General features: G+C 63.6%; 18 protein-coding genes, 1 tRNA gene and 2 pseudogenes. 10 read left to right on the top strand and 11 right to left on the bottom strand.

Annotated features, from left to right (window positions below):
- Nucleotides 1-172 precede the first annotated feature (172 nt).
- Both ACIBG0_RS40585 and ACIBG0_RS40580 read right to left on the bottom strand, forming a co-directional pair.
- Nucleotides 173-1,711, bottom strand: coding sequence for a Rieske 2Fe-2S domain-containing protein (locus tag ACIBG0_RS40585; RefSeq protein ID WP_397040676.1), 1,539 nt, complete (start codon nt 1,709-1,711; stop codon nt 173-175).
- A gap of 42 nt (nt 1,712-1,753) precedes the next feature.
- The gene (locus tag ACIBG0_RS40580; protein WP_397040673.1) at nt 1,754-2,671 is read right to left on the bottom strand and encodes a hypothetical protein; all 918 of its coding nucleotides are present in this window, start codon (nt 2,669-2,671) and stop codon (nt 1,754-1,756) included.
- Between the two features lie 99 nt (nt 2,672-2,770).
- Here ACIBG0_RS40580 and ACIBG0_RS40575 point away from each other — a divergent pair, with 99 nt between their 5' ends.
- Nucleotides 2,771-3,523, top strand: coding sequence for a lysophospholipid acyltransferase family protein (locus tag ACIBG0_RS40575; RefSeq protein ID WP_397040671.1), 753 nt, complete (start codon nt 2,771-2,773; stop codon nt 3,521-3,523).
- 8 nt (nt 3,524-3,531) lie between these two features.
- On the top strand, nt 3,532-4,281 hold the full coding sequence (locus ACIBG0_RS40570) for a lysophospholipid acyltransferase family protein (RefSeq protein ID WP_397040669.1): 750 nt from the start codon (nt 3,532-3,534) through the stop codon (nt 4,279-4,281).
- 5 nt (nt 4,282-4,286) lie between these two features.
- On the opposite strand, the gene ACIBG0_RS40565 is transcribed toward ACIBG0_RS40570, so the two are convergent.
- Nucleotides 4,287-5,057, bottom strand: a complete 771-nt coding sequence (locus tag ACIBG0_RS40565; RefSeq protein ID WP_397040710.1) for a helix-turn-helix domain-containing protein — start codon at nt 5,055-5,057, stop codon at nt 4,287-4,289.
- Nucleotides 5,058-5,159: 102 nt separating this feature from the next.
- Between ACIBG0_RS40565 and ACIBG0_RS40560 the strand changes: the two genes are divergently transcribed.
- The 4 genes from ACIBG0_RS40560 to ACIBG0_RS40545 all read left to right on the top strand — a co-directional run bounded on the left by ACIBG0_RS40560 (nt 5,160) and on the right by ACIBG0_RS40545 (nt 7,509).
- Nucleotides 5,160-6,026, top strand: coding sequence for an SDR family oxidoreductase (locus ACIBG0_RS40560; protein ID WP_397040668.1), 867 nt, complete (start codon nt 5,160-5,162; stop codon nt 6,024-6,026).
- Nucleotides 6,027-6,122: 96 nt separating this feature from the next.
- Nucleotides 6,123-6,198, top strand: a tRNA-Gly gene (locus tag ACIBG0_RS40555).
- A 228-nt stretch (nt 6,199-6,426) separates the two neighbouring features.
- Entirely contained in the window at nt 6,427-7,035 is a 609-nt protein-coding gene (locus tag ACIBG0_RS40550; protein ID WP_397040666.1) for a hypothetical protein, read from the top strand.
- Between the two features lie 237 nt (nt 7,036-7,272).
- Nucleotides 7,273-7,509 carry a hypothetical protein gene (locus tag ACIBG0_RS40545; protein WP_397040664.1) on the top strand — a complete coding sequence of 79 codons (237 nt, stop codon included), beginning with the start codon at nt 7,273-7,275 and terminating at the stop codon, nt 7,507-7,509.
- A gap of 192 nt (nt 7,510-7,701) precedes the next feature.
- On the opposite strand, the gene ACIBG0_RS40540 is transcribed toward ACIBG0_RS40545, so the two are convergent.
- Nucleotides 7,702-7,956 (bottom strand): IPT/TIG domain-containing protein, encoded by a 255-nt coding sequence (locus ACIBG0_RS40540; protein WP_397040662.1) that lies wholly within the window; start codon nt 7,954-7,956, stop codon nt 7,702-7,704.
- 910 nt (nt 7,957-8,866) lie between these two features.
- Between ACIBG0_RS40540 and ACIBG0_RS40535 the strand changes: the two genes are divergently transcribed.
- Nucleotides 8,867-9,079: a hypothetical protein gene (locus ACIBG0_RS40535; RefSeq protein ID WP_364490034.1), complete on the top strand. Its 213-nt coding sequence runs from the start codon at nt 8,867-8,869 to the stop codon at nt 9,077-9,079.
- Between the two features lie 170 nt (nt 9,080-9,249).
- Here the strand turns inward: ACIBG0_RS40535 and ACIBG0_RS40530 are convergent, their stop codons facing one another.
- The 7 genes from ACIBG0_RS40530 to ACIBG0_RS40500 all read right to left on the bottom strand — a co-directional run bounded on the left by ACIBG0_RS40530 (nt 9,250) and on the right by ACIBG0_RS40500 (nt 15,825).
- Nucleotides 9,250-9,495 carry a hypothetical protein gene (locus tag ACIBG0_RS40530; RefSeq protein ID WP_397040660.1) on the bottom strand — a complete coding sequence of 82 codons (246 nt, stop codon included), beginning with the start codon at nt 9,493-9,495 and terminating at the stop codon, nt 9,250-9,252.
- A 673-nt stretch (nt 9,496-10,168) separates the two neighbouring features.
- Nucleotides 10,169-10,546: a DUF4870 domain-containing protein gene (locus tag ACIBG0_RS40525; RefSeq protein ID WP_397040658.1), complete on the bottom strand. Its 378-nt coding sequence runs from the start codon at nt 10,544-10,546 to the stop codon at nt 10,169-10,171.
- 534 nt (nt 10,547-11,080) lie between these two features.
- On the bottom strand, nt 11,081-11,818 hold the full coding sequence (gene aat / locus ACIBG0_RS40520; protein WP_397040657.1) for a leucyl/phenylalanyl-tRNA--protein transferase: 738 nt from the start codon (nt 11,816-11,818) through the stop codon (nt 11,081-11,083).
- Nucleotides 11,819-11,986: 168 nt separating this feature from the next.
- Nucleotides 11,987-12,985: an IS481 family transposase gene (locus tag ACIBG0_RS40515; RefSeq protein WP_397040654.1), complete on the bottom strand. Its 999-nt coding sequence runs from the start codon at nt 12,983-12,985 to the stop codon at nt 11,987-11,989.
- Nucleotides 12,975-14,168 (bottom strand): Cmx/CmrA family chloramphenicol efflux MFS transporter, encoded by a 1,194-nt coding sequence (locus tag ACIBG0_RS40510; protein WP_397040652.1) that lies wholly within the window; start codon nt 14,166-14,168, stop codon nt 12,975-12,977. Before ACIBG0_RS40510 ends, ACIBG0_RS40515 begins: the two co-directional genes overlap by 11 nt.
- Before the next feature lie 678 nt (nt 14,169-14,846).
- The gene (locus ACIBG0_RS40505; RefSeq protein ID WP_245567547.1) at nt 14,847-15,164 is read right to left on the bottom strand and encodes a DUF222 domain-containing protein; all 318 of its coding nucleotides are present in this window, start codon (nt 15,162-15,164) and stop codon (nt 14,847-14,849) included.
- A 199-nt stretch (nt 15,165-15,363) separates the two neighbouring features.
- Nucleotides 15,364-15,825 (bottom strand): phage tail protein, encoded by a 462-nt coding sequence (locus ACIBG0_RS40500; RefSeq protein ID WP_397040650.1) that lies wholly within the window; start codon nt 15,823-15,825, stop codon nt 15,364-15,366.
- Nucleotides 15,826-17,216: 1,391 nt separating this feature from the next.
- Between ACIBG0_RS40500 and ACIBG0_RS40495 the strand changes: the two genes are divergently transcribed.
- From ACIBG0_RS40495 to ACIBG0_RS40485, 3 genes and pseudogenes are all read left to right on the top strand, one after another.
- Complete coding sequence (locus ACIBG0_RS40495; protein ID WP_397040648.1) at nt 17,217-17,732, top strand: pyridoxamine 5'-phosphate oxidase family protein; 516 nt, start codon at nt 17,217-17,219, stop codon at nt 17,730-17,732.
- Nucleotides 17,733-17,737: 5 nt separating this feature from the next.
- A pseudogene (locus ACIBG0_RS40490) lies at nt 17,738-18,827 on the top strand (serine hydrolase domain-containing protein).
- 217 nt (nt 18,828-19,044) lie between these two features.
- Nucleotides 19,045-19,450 (top strand): annotated as a pseudogene (locus tag ACIBG0_RS40485) (hypothetical protein); the annotation flags it as partial.

Below are 19,450 nucleotides of genomic sequence, written 5' to 3'. Positions count from 1 at the left end.
CCAGCGAATCGTCGCGCGGACCTGACTCGCCGATCGTCGAGTTCGTTGGATATTCCCCGACGCCCCCGATTGTAGGAGCCCGAGGTTGTCACCACCAGCAGGTGAGCGGGCGAATTGCACCGTATTTCAGAACCGACCTGGAGTCGGCGAAAGGCACCCCGGGGATCCGGATTCAGCCGAGCTTGCGCGAGCGCAACTCATGCCCCTTGGAGGTCTTGCACCGACCGGATTCCAGATCCCACTGCCACCCGTGCAAATTGCAAGTCAGGGTATTTCCCTCGACCACGCCGAATTTCGACAGGTCCGCCTTCAGGTGTGGGCAGCGGCGCTGGACCTCCCAGCCGGCCAATTCCGTTGACGCGGAATCGTCGTGCGCCTCGGCGAACCACCCGTCCGCATAGGCGATCCGCTCATCGGTGAGGCATTTGAAGAAGGTGTAGAGGAATTCGTTGTAGCCGCCGATGCGCCAGGCCTGGAATCGAGTGGACAGGAAAATGGTGTTCACCCAGTCCGGCTCATTGTCACGCAGTACGGTGCGCACCAGTTCCGGCGGGATCCGGAAGCCGTAGCGGTACTTGCCTTCACCCTCGATCGGCCCGCGCACCACGCGCTTGGGGAAGTCCAGCACCACGGTTTCGTCGCCGATGATCAGTCCGACCGGATAGCCGATCCCGTCGCAGATCAGATCGCTCTGCTTCATGATCGGCTCGAACAAAGCCCGCAGCGGTTCCAACAGCGGCTCGTCACCCGTTGCCCACGAAGCCTTTTCGTCCGCCAGCACCGGCGCGAGGCGCTGTGCCATCAACTCGATGTATTCGGCCTTGTTGTCATAGATCAGGCCGGGCTCGAACGGATGGGTCAGCGCGAGTTCGGCACCGCGCACATCGGCGACCGAACCCGGGATCATCAGAATTCCGCCCTCGTTGCCGTGGATTTTCATCTGTTCCAGGAAAACCATTTGATCCGGGAAGATATTGCCCTCGTCGCCGCGGTCGTCATTGAGGTAGCGCAATTCGTCGTCGAGGAATACCGGCGGACCGGCCGAGGGCACCACCCAGGTGGCGCCGACCTGCTCGATATAACTGCGCGCCCGATCCATTCCGCGCTGGCGCTTCTGCTTACCGAAATTCGACTTGGTCCGTGAAGGAATGTCGTAGACCATCGGATACCAGATCGCGCCCGAGTATTGCAGCAGGTGGATATCGATCTGCCCGAATGCGTCGTGCAGCACATCCATATCCACCGGGCGGGCATCGTTCATATTGAAACAGGTGGTCTCGCCGTCGGAGACGACAAGCCCGGAGTCGCCGATCGGTCCGTCGGCGGGTGCGCGCAGCGCGATGATCATGATGTCGATCTCGCCGCCGACTCCGCTCACCCGATGCTTGACCGAATCCTCGGTCTCGAAGAACTTGTGGAAGCCGAGCTTTTCCAGTTCGCGCTTGAGATCCGGCACCGGATAGTCCGGCAGCAGCACGGTCGCGTCCTTGTTGACGTGTTTCGCGAGATGCGCCGCGTCGAAGTGGTCGCGGTGCAGATGCGAGACGTACAGAAAATCGCAATTTCCCAGCTCGTCCCAGTTCAACTGGGTGTTGTCCGGAAACGGGAACCACGAACCGAAGTACGCGGGGTTCACCCAGGGATCGCAAAGGATCGACCCGGCCGCGGTGCGGATATGGAATCCGGCGTGTCCGACGCTGGTGATCTGCACGAGCTGCTCCTCCTGACCGTTACCAGCCATCCAGGGTAGTGGTTAGGCAGAAACGTCGCCGATGCAGTAGCCCTCGTTGGCCTCGGTGAGGGTGAAGGTGCGCGTCTGCGTCACTCCCGAGGAGTTCGTGACCGGAACCTGGACCGTGACGTAGCCCGCGCGCAGCCGCTCCGAGCCGATCTCCTGATCGGTGAATTTCGTGATTCCGGTCAGCTTGCCAGGGTTGTCGACAAGTGGCGGAGCTGTGGGACTGCCGGTTCCGTTGGGATCCCAGTTCGCCGGGCTCGCCTTGCAGACCAGCGGGTATGTGCCCTCTTTATCCGAGGGATCGAGCGGGGTGCCGACGAAGCGTGCCAGATAGCGGCGCACGGTGTGTCTGGCATCGGCTTCATTGGGTCCGGCTTCGGCACCATCCTGTGCCACCCACGGGCAGACGATCCGGGACGAATCGTTTGTGGCCGCCATCACTTCGCTGCGATCGAACGTGACGGTCGTGCCCGCGTTCTGCCACGTGATGGTGTTCTGTGTGGTGGTCGCGGGCCGTGCGAGGGCCTTGAGGATCGTCTTCTGTTCGGTGGCCATATCGGCCACATTGCCCGGAGCCAGCATCCAGCACTTGGACCGCAATTCGGCGGGTGTCGAACCAGCCAAGACGGCCCCGAAGCGGGCCGCGACATCCGTCGCGCCGGGCAGGCCGGGGACCGCGCCGACCGGCACCACGAACGCCTGCGCCACGGCCGCGGGAGCTGTGGTCGGAATCGCGGCGGCTTGCGTGGTGCCAGTCGGCGCCGATGTTTGCTTCGGCTCGTCGCCGGGAATGCCGGACACGGAATCACAGCCGGTGAGCAGCACGGCGCCGGTCAGCACCAGACCACCCATGATGGCCGCCAGCCCTCTCCGATCGCGTTCGCGCGGGTCCTTCCAGTCGCGTTCACGCGGGATCGGGCGGGCGCGTTCCACTTCGGTGGTCCTCTTTCTGAACGTTGAGCGACGGGTCAGACGCGCGCAGTCGCGGCGGCTCTGCCGGATGGGACAGTCAGCGACTACGCTAGCGGAATTGTGGAACCCGTCTACCGGACGATAATCGGGCTTGCCCGGACCGTCTTCTTCGTCGAAGGTTTGAAGTTCAGCGTCAAGGGCGCTGAACATATTCCGGCGCGCGGTGGTGCCGTCCTCGCGGTGAACCACACCGGCTACATGGACTTCACCTACGCGGGCCTGCCCGTGCGCACCCCCAAGCGGTACATCCGTTTCATGGCCAAAAAGGAGGTGTTCGACAACAAGATCTCCGGGCCGATCATGCGGGCGCTCAAGCACATTCCGGTCGATCGGGCCGCCGGGGCCGACTCGTACAAAGCGGCACTCGAATACCTCCGCAAGGGCGAGTTGGTCGGCGTCTATCCGGAGGCGACGATCAGCCGCAGCTTCGAGATCAAGGCCTTCAAATCCGGTGCCGCGCGCATGGCGATCGAGGCGGAGGTGCCGATCATTCCGATCGTCATCTGGGGCGCCCAGCGCGTGTGGACCAAGGGCTTCCCGAAGCGTCTGGGCCGCACCAATACTCCGATCTCCATTGCCGTCGGCGCACCGATCCAACCCTATGAGCCCGCCGCCGAACTCACGGCCCAACTGCGCAGCACCATGCAGGCCATGCTGCTGGATCTGCAGAAGGACTACGTGCACGAACCAGGTGCGTACTGGGTACCGGCACGCTTGGGCGGGAGTGCGCCTACCCTCGAAGAAGCCGATGCCATGGATGCCGCCGAAGCCGAGGAGAAGGCGGCACGGCGGTCGGCCGAGGATTCGTTGTAAGGACAGTCATGTCGCGGGAACCGGTCTATGACATTCTCACCGGCTTGGTTCGTGCATGGGCCGCGGTGCAGGGTCTGCGGATAGACATCACCGGCCAGGACCGGATCCCACGCACCGGCGGCGCCGTACTCACCGTGAACCACACCGCCTACCTGGACTTCATGGAGGTCGGACTGGTCGGACGCAACTCGCGGCGCAATGTCCGCTTCATGATGAAGGCCGAACTCGAGCACGGCATCGTCGGCTTTCTCATGAAGCACTGCAAGGCAATCGGCGTCGATCGCGCCGCCGGAGCGGCCTCATACCGACGCGCCGTCGAAGCATTGCGGGCAGGCGAACTGGTCGTGGTCTATCCGGAAGCGACGATCAGCCGCAGTTTCGAACTAAAGGAATTCAAATCCGGCGCGGCACGTATGGCGCTCGATGCGGACGTGCCGATCATTCCCGTCGTCATCTGGGGCGCGCACCGCATCTGGACAAAGGGTTTCCCGAAGCAACTCGGTCGCCATCGTTTCCCGATCAATATCCGCATCGGCGATCCGATCCCCCCCGCCGAACCGACCGACGCCCTGACCGCCGAAATCCGTACGCGGATGGGCGAATTGCTCGAACAGGCGCAAACCGGCTACCCGATGCCCGAAGGCGCGCCTTGGGTGCCGGCCCGCCTCGGCGGCGGCGCGCCCACTCTCGCCGAGGCCGCAGTGCTCGAGCGGGAGGAGATGGCCCGTCGTCGCGCTCGAGCGGCACAGCGGCGCTGAGCTCGTCAGGAAGACCGGCACGGGGTCGGCACGGGCACCTGTCCCTCGAAGAACTTGCTGGGCGGTACTCCCATCAGAGCTTTGAAGTCCGCCGCCATATGGGATTGGTCGTAGTAGCCGTGGACGGCTGCAACGTCGGCCAATGACACCTCCGTGCTCGCGTCGGAGAGAATCTGGCGTATACGCCCGATCCGGGCGAAATGCTTTGGGGAGATGCCGATTCCGTCGGTGAACAGATTGCGCAGTTGCCGTTCGCTGACGGCGAGGTCGGCGGCGAGTCCGTGGACCGTTGATGCCGCGGATATGGCGGCTACCGCAGCACCCAGTAGTTCGCGGTGGGTGCGTTGTGTCATGTTTTCGGAGATGCGTTGTGGGAGAACCGCGTCCAAGAAGGGCAGGACCTCTTCCGTTGGCAGCCTGGCGAGTTCGTTCGCTAATTCGGCGGCGACACCGGGAAGGTCGGCCAAGCGGACGACGCGATCGGCTAGCACGGCGGCGGGCACGCCCAGTAGTTGACGGGCGGCGCCGGGAGCCAGGCGCAGGCGGGTGCAGCCAGTGGCTTTATCGGCTTTGGAGTAGGAGGCACGGGTCCGCGGGCCGAGGACCAATGCGTCGGGGCGGTCGGCAGCACGCAGCACGATCGTCGTCCCGGCGTGGGGCACATGTGTGAACGGCAAGGATGCATCGGTGACGGTGGGGAAGCGTCCCAGCTCGGTGATCCACGGGCGCAGCGATTCCGGTGCGGGCACCGTGGATTCGGTCAGGTCTACCTGCATGGTCACCCGACCCACTGTATGCAGCTCACCGCCGGATACGGCACCCGAAGCCGTGCCGAAATTTCCTATCGAACCGGGTGGCTCCGGCGGCAGGCTCTCCTCATGATCGTCATCACCGGTGCCACGGGCACAATCGGCAGTGAAATCGTCCGTCAGCTGGCCGCTCGTGGCGTGCCGGTGCGCGCGGTGACGCGGAATCCGCAGCGCGTGCCCGCCGGGGTCGAGGTGGTACGGGGCGACTATCACGACCACGACTCGATGGTCGCCGCCATGACCGGCGCGGACGCCGCCTTCCTCGTCGGTGTCCTCGGTCCGGACGACGCCGAAACCGATCGCGCGCTGGTCCGCACGGCTCGTGACGCGGGCGTCCGCCGGATCGTCAAACTTTCCGCCATCGGCACCGGCGAACCGGAACTCGGCCGCGTCGGCACCTGGCATATGTCCGGCGAGCAGGCGGCCAGGGAAAGCGGTCTCCAGTGGACGATCCTGCGTCCGTCGAGCTTTGCCTCCAACACATTGAGCTGGGCCGATGCCATCCGATCCGGCCAGCCGGTGGCGAATCTCACCGGTACCGGCAGCCAGGGCGTCATCGATCCACGTGACGTCGCCGCGGTCGCCGTCGAGGCGTTGCTGATGCCCGACCATTCCGGACGCATCTACACCCTCACCGGCCCCGCGCTGCTCACCTCCGCGGACCAGGTGGCCACACTGACAGCGGTCCTCGGTCATCCGGTGGACATGGTCGACGTGCCGGAAGACGTTGCGCGCGAACACATGGTCGCCTCGGGCGTGTCCCCGGAATTCGCCGATGGAGCACTGGCGGGCCAGGCGTACGTCCGCGCCGGCGGCAACGCGACGCTCACCGACGACGTCCACCAAATCCTCGGCCGCGCACCCCGCAGCTACGCCGAATGGGCAGCTGATCACGCCCGCGCCTTCACGAGACTTGCCGACTCGACCGCTCCATAATGCGCCACAAATGTCCGATTTTCCTTTGGAGGTGGTGACGGACTACAGTTTCGGACGCAACAACGTCGCGGCCCTCCCGGCCCCGACGAAGCGCACGCGGATGTAGCGCAGCTGGTAGCGCATCACCTTGCCAAGGTGAGGGTCGCGGGTTCGAATCCCGTCATCCGCTCCACGAAAACGCCAGGTCAGCTGGTCCCCGCGTGCAGCCGGAAAACGGGATTACGCAAGGGCAGGGCTGTCGCACTGCATGCGCGGAGTGCTGCTTTCCAACCGGTCACATGGGAGACAGAACTGCAGTGACTTCGAAACTGTGTGTGGCGTACCACACACCACTGGATTCGACGCCTAAGGTCTGACTCGGTCCGCCCATCCGGGGCAGCTGAGTGGAGGGATTCGAAGAATGAAGTTCGAGAAGATCACTGCGGCTGTTTTGATCGCCATCTCGGCCGTGGGTGTCACTGCGGCAACCGCGCATGCAGAGCTGGCCGGCACGGAGCAGTCGAGTGCGGGGGACACGACATCCGGTATGGATCACGGAATCAATTACCAGATCAGCGTTTCGCCAGTCGACGGAGTCATTATCGCCACCGTCGAGAATGGCAAGTTCGCGATCGCGCAGAACGGTGCGGTGGTGCTCGAGTCCGGCGACGGAGCGGCGGTGACCGAAATACCGCAGTGGTTCGCCGTCGACGGGCGTTCGATCGCGATTGCGCAGCACGTCGGTGCGGACGGTCACACTCTGGCGGTGACGCCGACCCCGACGGCAGAAGATATTGCGCAACTGAAGGACATCAGCTCCTACGACCGGCTCAAGGAGCAGATCAACAAGAACCTGCCCGGCGTCGTCGGCGGTGCCATCGTGGGCGGTCTCCTCGGGGCGTGTCTGCCCCTGATATGGGGGATCAGCATCCCTGCGGGTGTGCTGATCGGTGGAACCGTCGGCGGATATGTCGTGGGCGGCCCGGAGTTCGGCGACGCCGTACAGGCGTTCGCCACCGGCCAGCCGTGATCACGGGCAGGGAAATAGCGGCCAACTGGTGAAGAGCATCTGCGAGAAATCGGGGTTGCGGACTGGCAGGAACCGCTATTCAAGTAGTCGGTATTCGTCGTGAGGAACCGGAGTTGCCGAGCCGCAACGCCAGTTCGTCGCAGGTGGGGTAGCGGTTCCAGGTGCTCCTGCGTGTCAGGTGTGCCTCAATATGTAGGAAGTGGCAATAACTGCCGGTAGCCATGGTGTTGGCGGGCAGTGGATCTGGGCGGATGGCGGCATGTGTTTTTGTGGTGGGTTATCGGCACTGCTGCGTATTCGGTTCTAATGAACACCCTCAACTCGATCCTTCTTCGGGCTCTGGTCAGCCTGATCATCGACTTGGTCGGGCTCCTGGTGGCGGTCGCCGTCGGCATGGTTCGCCATGAAGCAGCCTCGTGGACCAAGGCTTTCAAGCAGGGGGCGGCAGATTCGTCTCGTCGAGAACCCTGCTGATCGCCGCGTACGCCACTTTCGTTCTGCTCCCATGACCAGCCGATGGGGTGCGGCTCCGGGAGATAGCCGCACCCGGAAGCGTTCGACAACGCAGGATATGGCCTTGCATCATGTGCAGAGAGGGCGTCGTGCAGTCTACTTCGAACATCGACAGGCGGCCCCCATACCTGTGACCGCAACGCGATTGGGCCGTCAGACGTAGGTGTAGGGCAGTGAGTTGCTGGTGCCGTCCAGCTCCACGGTGACGGTGACGTTCACCGTGCCTGTCCCCGTCGGGGAGATGGCCGTGATCTGGGTGTCGGAGTCGATGGTGAATGTGGTTGCCTGCGTACCGAACCGCACGGTCAAGGGACCGACATTACTGAAACCGGAGCCGGTGATCACCACAGAGCTGAAAACCGTCGCAGGGCCGGAAGAGGGTGTCAGGGATGTGAGAACAGGTGCCATGGTCCAACTCCAAGTCGAAATAGAATGAAAAGGGTTACCTTGCAATGGATGCCGGTCTTGCTGTGGCAAACCGCTACATATCAAGTAGCCCACCGGCGACGGTACTTCGGCAACGGATCCACAGTTCGTTCTCTTCCGGTTTGCCCGGTCCGGCGGCTCATCATCCTCCGGGGCCGGCCCCGCCGCAGTGCGAGCATCGCGACGAGTGCGAAGTCGAATTGGTTGGCGGAATCGCGCGCCGCAGTGAGCAGTGCTTCGAACTGTAGGTGCGAAAGCCCCAGTGTCGGTGATTCGTTCGGGACTCGGGGTCGGCGGACGTACTCGGCCGGTGAGTGATCCGTGAAGGTCGAATTCACCCAGCACTCCGGCGACGAGATGTACCACCCACATCTCGCCGGCTTCAACACCGACTGGACCGGAGACGAAAGAATCACCGACACCTCAGACGCAACAGCCTGATCCGCGGTCACGCACCGCTGGTGCCCGCAACCGATGCGAGCAGAAGAAACAGGTCGCAGCGACAATCGGTCGGTCTCGATCAACGACGTGGGCCGAAACGTTTCCGGCAGTTCGAACCTTTTGTGGTCAGACGACGGATAGCCCTGAGCTGCCCGGCGACATACGCTCACGGCATCTTCGCCGAGGTACCCGACGGGCGCGCTGATTCGTCCGCTCGTCGGCATGAGCGCGCACAGATGTCTACAACCATGCGGCAGACGTTTCCGGTGGTGCCTGTCACGACAATCTTCGCGTAATCGCTACGACGCGAACGGCTACTCGAGCGAAAATAGTGCAGGTCAGAGGGCCTGCGGCCCAATGCTTCTGGGCTCCGATTCTGTCACCGACACCCTGGCACGATTCGAAAATGCGTTCTATCATCGGTTCCGTCGACGGCTGATGAGCGAAAGAAGTGGCCGAATTGGCTGATGAACAGATGGACCCGACGGCGGACGAAGACGACTACGACGTCAACTTGGAGGAACCCGTCATCGACTCCGCTGTGCCGACCACTTGGCAGGAATTCGCCGAGGATGCCCGGACAGGACAGTCCGGCAACGTCGCGCACGTGGCCATAGAGGGGTTCAGCGTCACTCTTCCAGGGGCGGCCCGCCTCATCGAGTAGATATTGTCAGTCGTGTTGGATCGCCATGCCGGCCACATCGGGCGGGATTTCGACCTGCCGCACTTCTCCTGGGTAACGAACTATTCGGCAGATGCGGACATTCGCGGACCGCGAGATAGGCGGCATTACAGGACGTTCTGCCCCACGGAGTCTCTTGCTCCGCCTCCGGGTCATGCACGGGGTGGAAGCCGATTGTTGCTGGGAGGGGGGATCGGCTCCGAGCGATTTCCGAACAAGTAGTCACGGAAGGCCCGCAGATACTCGTCCAGTTCTCGTTGATTATCGAACCAGGCATCGGTTGGGTCGTACCATTCGCTCGGGGTCGGGCGACGAGCGATCACGTAGTCGAGGGCTTCGCGCATCATGGCTGCATAGGTCGGATCGTTGGCCAAGATCGCGCGCTCCATCGAGACCATGTGCTCCCACTTTCGATCACCGAACTTGGGATTGTGCATGTATACCAGCGACACCAATAGACTTTTGATATGCGGGATTTCGTCCCACCACGTAGGGGACGTACCTGTGACAGGTGTCGGGTAGCCGGAGCGTTCGACCGTTCGGTCGACACCCCGGGGGCGCCACGTCGGCCCGGTCCGAAGGTTCCTCGGCGGATACCAGACGCCTCGCCACACCGGGACTCCGAGAGTGGGAGGGTTCACCGGGAGTGGCTCGGCCAGTGAGATGTCGACCGTTATGCGGCGTACAGGGGGTAACTCCGTGTCGGGGGGCAGCAGATCCACCACCATCGATAAGCAATCCCGTTCGTCGAATCCAGTCACACCGACGCCCTGCCGCAGCCCCGGCCAGGAAAATGGTTCGTTCCCCAGATCGAATTCGATCCAGAACCGCCGCACCGTGGGCATACGCGCCCTCCTCCCATGGACACCTACCGCCGAGCGCTTGCCCACGATATCGGCGTCTGATCAGGGCCCATCACTCGGGAATCGGCATTCTCGGACGTTCCACGCGGACGCAACGGCCCGAGATAGCCTCGGGCCGTTGATCTTCGGACTGTCGCATCTGGTCCGCATGCAGGGTGCCGACAGCATCCTCGATGACGAAATCGGGCTGGGGACTTCGAATATGCCGCTACTTGATCGAGTTGGCCAACTGATCGGCATAGGGGGCAGTGAATTTTCCGACGATGGGAAGCTGCGCGCGGACACCGCCGGTGTTGTTCGCCTGGACCATGGCCATGATCCAGACGACGACCGCGAAGACCGCGACTGCGAGTCCGGCGAGGCTGAAGATGATCCCCAGGACTCCGAGGAGCGACCCGACGATGCTCAGAACAATATTGACCACTGAGACCGCCCCGAAGAAGACGATCGATTGCGAGGCATGGAATTTCACATCGGGATCGTTCTTTCCCACGAACAGGAAGATGATTCCGGTGAGCCACCCCAGTGCGTAAGACAGGATCGCGCTGGTCTTTTTGTCCAAACCGGCGGACTGCGGTTGGTTCATGGGAGATTGAGAAGATGTCATAGGGCAAGTAGATGCCGCGCGCGCCACCTACCGATCCCAGGTTTCAGTCCGAACCCACAGGTCCGAGCCAGCCGGCAACCGGGACGTGGTTCTGTCGACGAGACGACTACCGACGACCTCGAAACGCCTGGGTGATGGCTCATTACACAATCGAGCACCTAAAATCCGCAGAGTAGCCGCGTCGGTCTCCGAGCACCGGCCACTGCACGGCCATCGTCATGGCGCGGTGCGTTCGGTCGGCCTCGGATCGATACAGCCACCTGCAGGTCGTCTGCTCCGCTCCGACTGGTTCGATCAGCGCGGTCTGCAGCATGAGAGTGCGCGCGGCCAGGTATGACGGATGGCGTCGGCGACGTGGATCGGCGTGGTGAATTCATGCCAGAACATCAGTCGAATTCGCTCGGGTCGCGGCATGAGAGTGCGTTTGCGGGTTCGCTCGGTGATCCGGCTCCGCACCCCGATTCAGCATTGTCGTTGGTCGGCACGTTGCTGGCCTGTCGCTTCGGTGATCGTTCACGCCGGTAGGTGGTTGGGGGAGTGGGGGACCGGGATTTCGAACTGCCATGGGCCGGAGAGGCCGGGGCGGGCGGCGGCCTGGGTGTGTAGGTGCAGGTAGTCCGCACGGGGCAGGTCGATGGCGCCGAGGGAGGTGAGGTGGCTGGAGGTGACCTGGCAGTCGATGAGGGCGAAATCCCAGGCGGCCAGTTGGGCGCAGAGCCAATACAGCGCGACCTTGGAGGTGTCACGGGCGCGGGAGAACATGGACTCGCCGGCGAAGGAGCGGCCGCATGCGACGCCGTAGAGGCCGCCGACAAGGTCGCCGTCGCGCCATACCTCGACCGAGTGCGCATGACCGAGGTGGTGCAGGCGCAGGTAGGCCGCCAGCATGTCGGATCCGATCCAGGTTCCGGTCTCCTTGGCACGCGGTCCGGCGCAATTCGACATGACATCAGCGAAGGCGCGATCCATGGTCACCGCGTAGTCGGCATTGGCGACAGATCGGCGATAGGACTTGGTCACCCGCAGGTCGGTCGGCACCAGAATGCTCCGCGGGTCCGGGCTGTACCAGTGGATCGTTTCGCCGGGGTTGTACCAGGGAAAGATGCCCGCGGAATAGGCGCCCAGCAGCCGCTTCGGCGACAGCTCCCCGCCGAAAGCGACCAGTCCGGACGGATCCGCGAGCTCGACAGGTGGGAAAGGCTGGTCCGGATCGACCAGATACATCCGCATCAGGTCGGCAGCGTCGGTCACCGGCCAGACATTACCGACCTGAGCGAGCAGCCTCGGGCTGCGACGACGGGACGAACCGTCGCACGACGATCGGTCCGCGGAGTTGGCAACCGTCGAGCGGGAACTTGCCCAGGCGACGCGGTTGATCGATCGGTCATCGGTCGCACCAGGACCTGGAAGCTCTTCTATCTAGGTGTATGAGGCCCTGACGTTCGTGACGCCGGTGGGCAGGCGGCTGGCTGGCGGCCGATTCCCCGCGGTCGAATGGGGTCGATGATAGTTGTAGTGGATGTTCCAAATCCCGAGTGCTTCGGTGCGGTGAGTTTCGCTTGTCCATTCGCGGGCGTAGAGGAATTCCTCGGCCAGGATCCGGTTATAGCCTTCAACTTTGCCGTTGTGGCGTGGGGTGTAGGGAGTGATCCGCTGGTGGCGGGCACCGAGTAAGACTCTCGCGAAATCGGCTGCCCGGTAACACGATCCGTTGTCAGTGACGATACGTTCGATCCGGTCGATGCCGTGGGCGGCGAAGAACGCCCACGCTCGGAAGACGAAACTGATGGCTGTCGTGGCTTTCTCGTCGGGCAGTGCTTCGGTGTAGGCCAAACGTGAGTAGCCGTCGACCGCGGTGTGCAGGAACACGTATCCGGTGCGGTGGCCTCGGGATTTGGTGCGAGCGACCGCCTTGGCGTGGTCGGATCCTCTGCCGTGGGTTCGCCAGCCGCCGCCATCGGGGATGCGGCCGACCTTCTTGATATCCACGTGAACCATGTGTCCGGGTCGGCGGGTGATGATGCGGCGTGGGGCTCGGTTGATTTCACCACCGGGGTCGAGGAACCGGCGCCGGTTCAGCCCGAGCCGGGCCAAGTGCCGGCTCACCGTACGCACCGACACCGACAAGCCTTCGACGGCCAGTTCGGAGGCGATACGCCGCGCCGACCACTTGTGTTCGCGCCGTAGCTGCTCGATCCGCAGGATAGTCTCTGCGGTGGTCGCGGTGGGCTGGCGACGCGGCGCCGAGGACCGGTCGAGTAAACCGAGTTCCCCATACCGGCGAAAACGGTTGACCCACTTACTCGCACACTGGCGCGAGATCCCCATCTCAGCGGCCACGCGAGCGATCGGGCGGTCTCGGCACCGCTGGACCAATCGTCGCCGACCTTCCACCGACAACGGAGCGTTAGCGTGCATCGGCGCGAACCTGCTCGACCGGGCTCGTGACGCGCCTGCGCTGGCCTATCAGGGTGACACCCACCGCCGCGGTGGTGAAGACGGCGCTACACCACAACGCTGTGGTTGGGTGATCGGTGCGGTCTACGAGCAGTCCGGCGGCGGCAGGACCGACAACGGCACCGATGTTCAGCGCGGTGGTCGCCAATGCTCCGGCGACACGCGGAGCCACCGGTGTAGCAGTCTGCACGATCGTCGCGATCAGCGTCGAACCGACACCGAACGCGACCGCACCCGCCACCACTGACATGACCAACACCCCGATCAGCGCATGTGCGGTCACAGCGGCCAGCAGCCAGACTCCGACGAGTACGACCGTTCCGACAAGGATGATCCGCCGCTGATGACGGTCGTTGTAACGACCGGTGACCGTCACGCCGAGAAACGAGCCGACACCGAACAATGCCAGCACCACCGGAACCCACCGTTCACCTCCGGCGATGCCGGTCGTGATGGTGCCCAGAAAGGTGAACCCGGCGAAGGTTGCCGCGTTGACCAAAACCGCTGACACGACGGCTATCAGGACCGGCCGCTGGCGCAGCACCGACCATTCACCCCGCATCGACTGTGCCTGCCCGTCCGGCATGACGCCCTCACGCGAGTTACCACCGAGCATCATCCACACCGTCACCAGCGCTGCCGCGCTGATGACGACGATTGCCCAGAACGCCGAACGCCAACCCCAGACCTGCCCCAGCAACGTGCCTGCGGGAACACCAGCGATGCAGGCCACGGTCACCCCGGACACCACCACCGAGGTCGCGCGCCCCAGCACCGCCGAGCCCACCAGCCTCGGCAACGCGGCCAGCACGATCGCCAAGAACCCGGCATTGGCGACCGCCGCGACAACGCGCGTCACCAGCAGCACCGCGAACCCGGTCGCCGTGGCACCAACCGCATGCGCGGCACAGAATAACCCCAAAAAGGCTGTCACCGAATACCTGACGGGCAAGCGGCCCGCCGCCATCGCCATCACCGGCGCCCCGACCACCATGCCGGCCGCAAACAATGCGGTCAGCAAGCCAGTGGCACCGAGCGATACCCCAACATCTGCCGCGATCTGCTCCAGCAGTCCCGACACCATGAACTCGGACGTGCCCTGCGCGAAAACCGCAACAGCCAGCACAAACACCACAACGGGCATAACAGAGAACTCCCCGGATACAGGGCGCCACAGTCATAATCCATGGCACCCGAGATCGGTTGCAGAATCGGGCGAACCATGCACCCGACAGCAAGAAACGACATCATCCGGCGCTGCGAGATACCCAAACCCACCAGTCGCTCAGTGACCGGCGGGAAACAACACTCACAACGCCGCCCAGCCCACAGGCCGAGCGGCTACCGTCTGGACGCCTCCGGAGAACTCACCCCGCCACCCTAACAACCCACCCGCATCAAACCGAAGCAACGACTACAACGTCATGACTCGCAACATCTAGGTGTGGTGGTCACAGGAGTAGGTGGAGCGGAACGTGCCGATCCTGGAACCGACCTCGGGGCTGGAGAAGATGCTGGTGACCGGATCGCGTGTAGCCAGCTGGCTTCCGTGCCACCTCGGTAACGCACGGAACTCCGCAGTTGAGTGCGTTCGTCTACCGGCGCGGCGGCCCGGATTCTGTTCGAACCGACCGGACAAGGCCACATCGAACTAGACCTCTGCCGCTCGCTCGAAGGCCGCGACGCCACACATCTGCGTTACCGCGTGATCCATGCATGAACTTCGAACATCACAGCCATGCTCGAATTCGATCCTCGTTCGTCCGGTCGAGATGAGCTCGGCTCGTTGATCTTTCGGAACTCGAAGCACCCGGGCTCGGCCTCAGCTCGCGGCCGCCAGCACCCTCCACATCTTTCTGGTACGCGAGCGGACCTGCGGAGCCGCGTATTCGATTCGCCGGCGCGCTTCGTCAGCACTGATCCGCAGCAGATCAGTCAATAGCTCCACGGTGTCCCGATAGCCGGTGTCTGCGGCGAGGCCACGACGCTCGGCTTCGGCGACGGCCGCGCGCATGGCAGCATCCAGTCGCCTCCGACGGCGTTCGGTTTCGACGAGGGTGCGCAGCAAGTCGACATCGGCCAGTTCCGGCCATCCTGGTGTTCGAGCATCCGGCGCCAGCGCGGTCGAATGTATGTTCACCCGCAGCAGCCTACCTCAAACATAGAACATATGTTCGATAACTCGACTTGCCGAGTCGGTGTCACTGGATGAAGAACACGTTCCCTACGCCCGCTTGTGCGATTGCCGCGCCTCCCGCAAGGTTGCCGATCGCATAAGCGCCGTCATGAGAGTGGTTTGCAGACCGAAGGTCTCTTGTCGTTGCCGTCCGGTTCGGCGGTCAGTATTCGTTCTTGATGACGAAGTAGGAGCCGCGAATCGTCCCGGCCAACTTCGACTTCTGCCTCGCGAACTTGAACGAGCCAAGTTCCTCGGGGACGTCCATCCCTTCGGAGAGTTTGAATCCGACCGCCCGCTTGTCGCTGCCGTCGACGGAATACATGACGTTGATGGCGAGCCCGTTCTCGTAGAAGACATAGGCGAAGCGAATATTCGCCACCTCGAACGCCGTGGCTTCCAGGGGCCGTGACGAGATGACTATGCCGCGTTCCTCTTCGAGGATCCGGCTCACCCAGTCGACGGTCGATTCGGCATCTGCCGCAGGTTCCACTGTGAAGTCGTGGCCGTACTTGTTCCTGAAATATCGGGCCTCGTTCGCCCGCAGGCCGGCCAGGGCATCCGCGACCGGCGACGATTCCAGGCCGGCGGTCGATACGGTGGTGAAGTCCACGGTGTAGGGCATGGCGAACTCCTCAGCGAATGTGTCCGTTCAACTTCCTGAACCCGGGTATCCATCTCGTCCCGAGACGGCATGGCGAGGTTGAATCGAGCTGGACTCTACAACGCCGTGGGACCACCGTGTGGAGTGCGAAGCGGTCGAACGGACGTATGCAGTGCTCATAGCGTGAGCCAGGCGGAGGCGACCTGGTCGGCGCGGCGTGTCGCAACGGTACCCACGTCCGATAATCGGTGTAGACGTTCAGTTTGCCCTCGCCATGATCGGAATCTGGACCGCGTTCTCCCAGCGGATCGCCTGATGTCGGTGGTCTCATGACTGGCAACGCGGTGGTCCCACAACGGGGTGGCCGACGACAACATCGGCTCGGCGAGCGTATTCCTCGATGGGTTTGGGACATCGGGTGATGGACTCAGCTTTCGAGAACCCTCTGGTTCGTCCGGCACGGCGAGCGACGACCGAGCCGTACGGAACCAGCGCAAATTCATTGCGGTCGGCGGTCCTGTGCTGGGTTTCGGGTGGTGGAGCACGGCCTGGGGACAGGTGCAGGGCAACACCTGGCGGTCTCCTCCAGGCCGTGCCGTTTCCCTGCGGCGCTGTCGGTTTCGGCGCTGCAGGGGGCTCATCAGGTGTGTTGCTGGGGAGGGATTCGTCGTCGAGGTCGTCGCCGGTGGATAGGGCGGCATGGCTGGTCTGCCGCCTTTTCTGGTGACGGTCTGTGGTCTGAGGAACCATGTCCGGCCAGCCTTGTGGCCGGGCAGGTTGCCCGCTCTGAGTTGTGTGAGGTACCACCGTCGTGATTTACCGAGAGCCTGTGCGCCTACCTCGACTGGGTAGGTGGATTCGTGTGGCGGGGACACCTCGGCGCTGGTGTCGGTCGACTGCTCGCGTGAATGACTATCCATCTGCGGCAACCTGATTCGCCACACGAGGGGTGCATGGAACGGGTGTCGTCGGGTGCGCGCGGATACCGATGACCGGTGCGGGCACCGTTGCGTTCGATGTGACGGGATGGATGCTGGGGCGGACGCGGATCGGTGATCCGTGCGTCTGGAAACCGCTTGTGTACATGGAGTTATCGCCTCGGTTGTGCCCGTCTGCGATTCTCCCTATGACCATGAAAGCTGATCGGCCGCGACTTCGCTAGTCACGAGGCTGTGAGCTGGTCATTTGGGTCGCCGCTCTAGTGCGTCGAACTTTCTGACCGGGTTGCTCGGTTTACGCTCCGAGCACGTCGAGCCAGCAGAAAACCACTCTGTAAGTGGCTACTCATTGTGGTGGAGGGCTAGTTCCCGGCGTACCGGTACGCGCGGACCGATGAATTTCGCGGCGAGTTCCGGTCGTCATCAAGAGGGGCACGCAACACACTCATGACTAAGGACGCGACATGACGGACAGTGAACCAGACGTTGTGCTTGCTGGGGCCGTTCTCATCTCCCGGTGCGCAGGCGACGCCGTGGGCGGCGGCGTTGGCGGTCCTCGGTAAGGCGGAGGTGTTCTGGCTTTCCACAGTGCGGCCTGACGGGCGAGCGCACGTGACGCCGTTGCTGGCGGCATGGAGTCTGGGTGGGCTGTGCTTCACCACGGGTGCTCAGGAACGCAAAGCGCGCAACCTCGAGCACAATCCGCGCTGTGTGCTGACGACCGGCACAAATACTCTGACCGGTGTGGATGTCGTCATCGAGGGTGTCGCATCGGTGGTGGGTGAGCGGTCCGAGCGGGCACAGGCCGTCGCGGACTTCGAGCGGAAATACGGCGCGCATCTGACCAGCCCCGAGGGTGCCTGGAATGGGTTGGGCGAGGCCGTTATCGCCGGCGGCACCCGGCTGTACCGGGTAGCGCCGACCGTCGGATTCGCTTTCGGCAAGCTACCGACGTCGAGCCAGACTCGCTACACGTGGCCGAGGCGGTGACGACGATGCCCGCACTGCAGCACCAGATCCAAAGCGCCCTCGACGAATTCGTCGACACCGGAGCCGAAACCGGCGTGCAGGTTGCCGTTTACCAGCACAGTATTCTTGTTGTCGACGCCGTCGCAGGCGTCGCGGACAGTGCCACCGGGCGCCGGGTGACGCCGGAGACCCCGTTCTTCAGCTTCTCCACCGGCAAGGCCATGGCGTCGCTGATCGCCCACCTGCTCGTCCGGACCGGCGCCGTCGGATACGACACACCCGTGGCCGACGTGTGGCCGGAATTCGGTACCCACGGCAAGGAGGACGCGACACTTCGACATGTGCTCACGCACTCGGTCGGTGTGCCCCGCGATGCCGCGCGACATCGGACCCGCTGAATTGCCCGACTGGTCGCGGGTCTGCACCGCGATCGCCGACGCGAAACCACGCTGGCGTCCCGGGACCGCGACGGGGTACCACTCGTTCACCTTCGGCTACCTCGTCGGCGAGGTCGCGCGTCGGGCCACCGGCAAACCGATGCGGCAACTTCTCCACGAGTGGGTCGCCACGCCCCTGGGCATCGACGGGGAGCTGTATTTCGGTGTGCCCCGACCCGACCTGGACCGCCTGGCACGACTGGAAGATGCCGCACCGCACCCGCTCGCCCCGTCCAACGACGATGCCGTTCTCGCGCCCTGGGAAATGCGACCCACCGCGGCCATGGGCAACAGCCACGAGATCCTGCAAGCCGATATTCCGTCGGTGGGCACCTTCACCGCGCGGGGAATGGCCGCCGCGAACGCCGCCCTCCTCGACGGTCGGCTCATCGACACAGAGCAGCTGGCCGAGATCACCGCCGTGACCTTCGAGGGGACCGACCAGGTCTTCGGCAACCCCGTGCGACTGACTCTGGGCTATCCCCTCGGTCGCCTCGGCGCCGGCCCGGACGAGGCATCGACCACGTTCGGCTGGGTCGGTGGTGGCGGCAGCTACGTCTACGTCGACACCGCCACGGGCATCTCCTTCGCCATGACCAAGACCCGACTCACCTCCAACTTCACTACCGCGCAACGACTCGCAGACCTCACCACAGCCGCGACCACCCCACACGCTTGAGTAACTATCCGAAGATTTCAGCCTTCGATCCAGCCCACAGTGAAGAAGAATGCACGCCTTCGACCTTCGTCGGCAGACCTGAACCGACCATCCCGAAAATCGTCAAATCAGGATCAACTTGTGGCAGGGAGTTGACGCAGGACACCGCGTGGGACTGTGGATATAAGGGTGTTTCCGGCCTGATTCGCTGAGCGATGTTCAGCGGGAAGGTGCCGTGATGACGACACTTGATGCCGTGGCCAGGAAGGAAGAGCCGGTCCAGGCTTCGGCCGAAGAGTTGGCCGCCCAGGAGCTGGTTCGGATGGCCAAAGAGCAGGGACTGTCCCTGACCGGGCCGAACGGGCTGCTCAAACAGTTCACCATGGGCTTTGCGCCAAAGATTTTGGACGCGGGGGCTTTCGATGCGGCGATCTCGCTTGGGCGTGGGCGCAGTAGGTGGTCGATGCGGCTTGGTTACAGACCGAGATCGTGGTCAGGCTGCGGATATTCAGGTTCGACAGGGCTGGAGCTCCCCGGGTTCCGTGCGCACTGTCAACGGACATCGGGACATCCGGGCGGATGGATTCGGCGGGTCCGGCTGGGCGGACAGCAGATCTCCGGGCTGATGGACATCAGTTCTCCGG

The sequence above is a fragment of the Nocardia sp. NPDC050630 genome, from assembly GCF_044457245.1.
Lineage (GTDB): Bacteria > Actinomycetota > Actinomycetes > Mycobacteriales > Mycobacteriaceae > Nocardia.
This window is presented reverse-complemented; position numbering and strand designations above follow the sequence as displayed.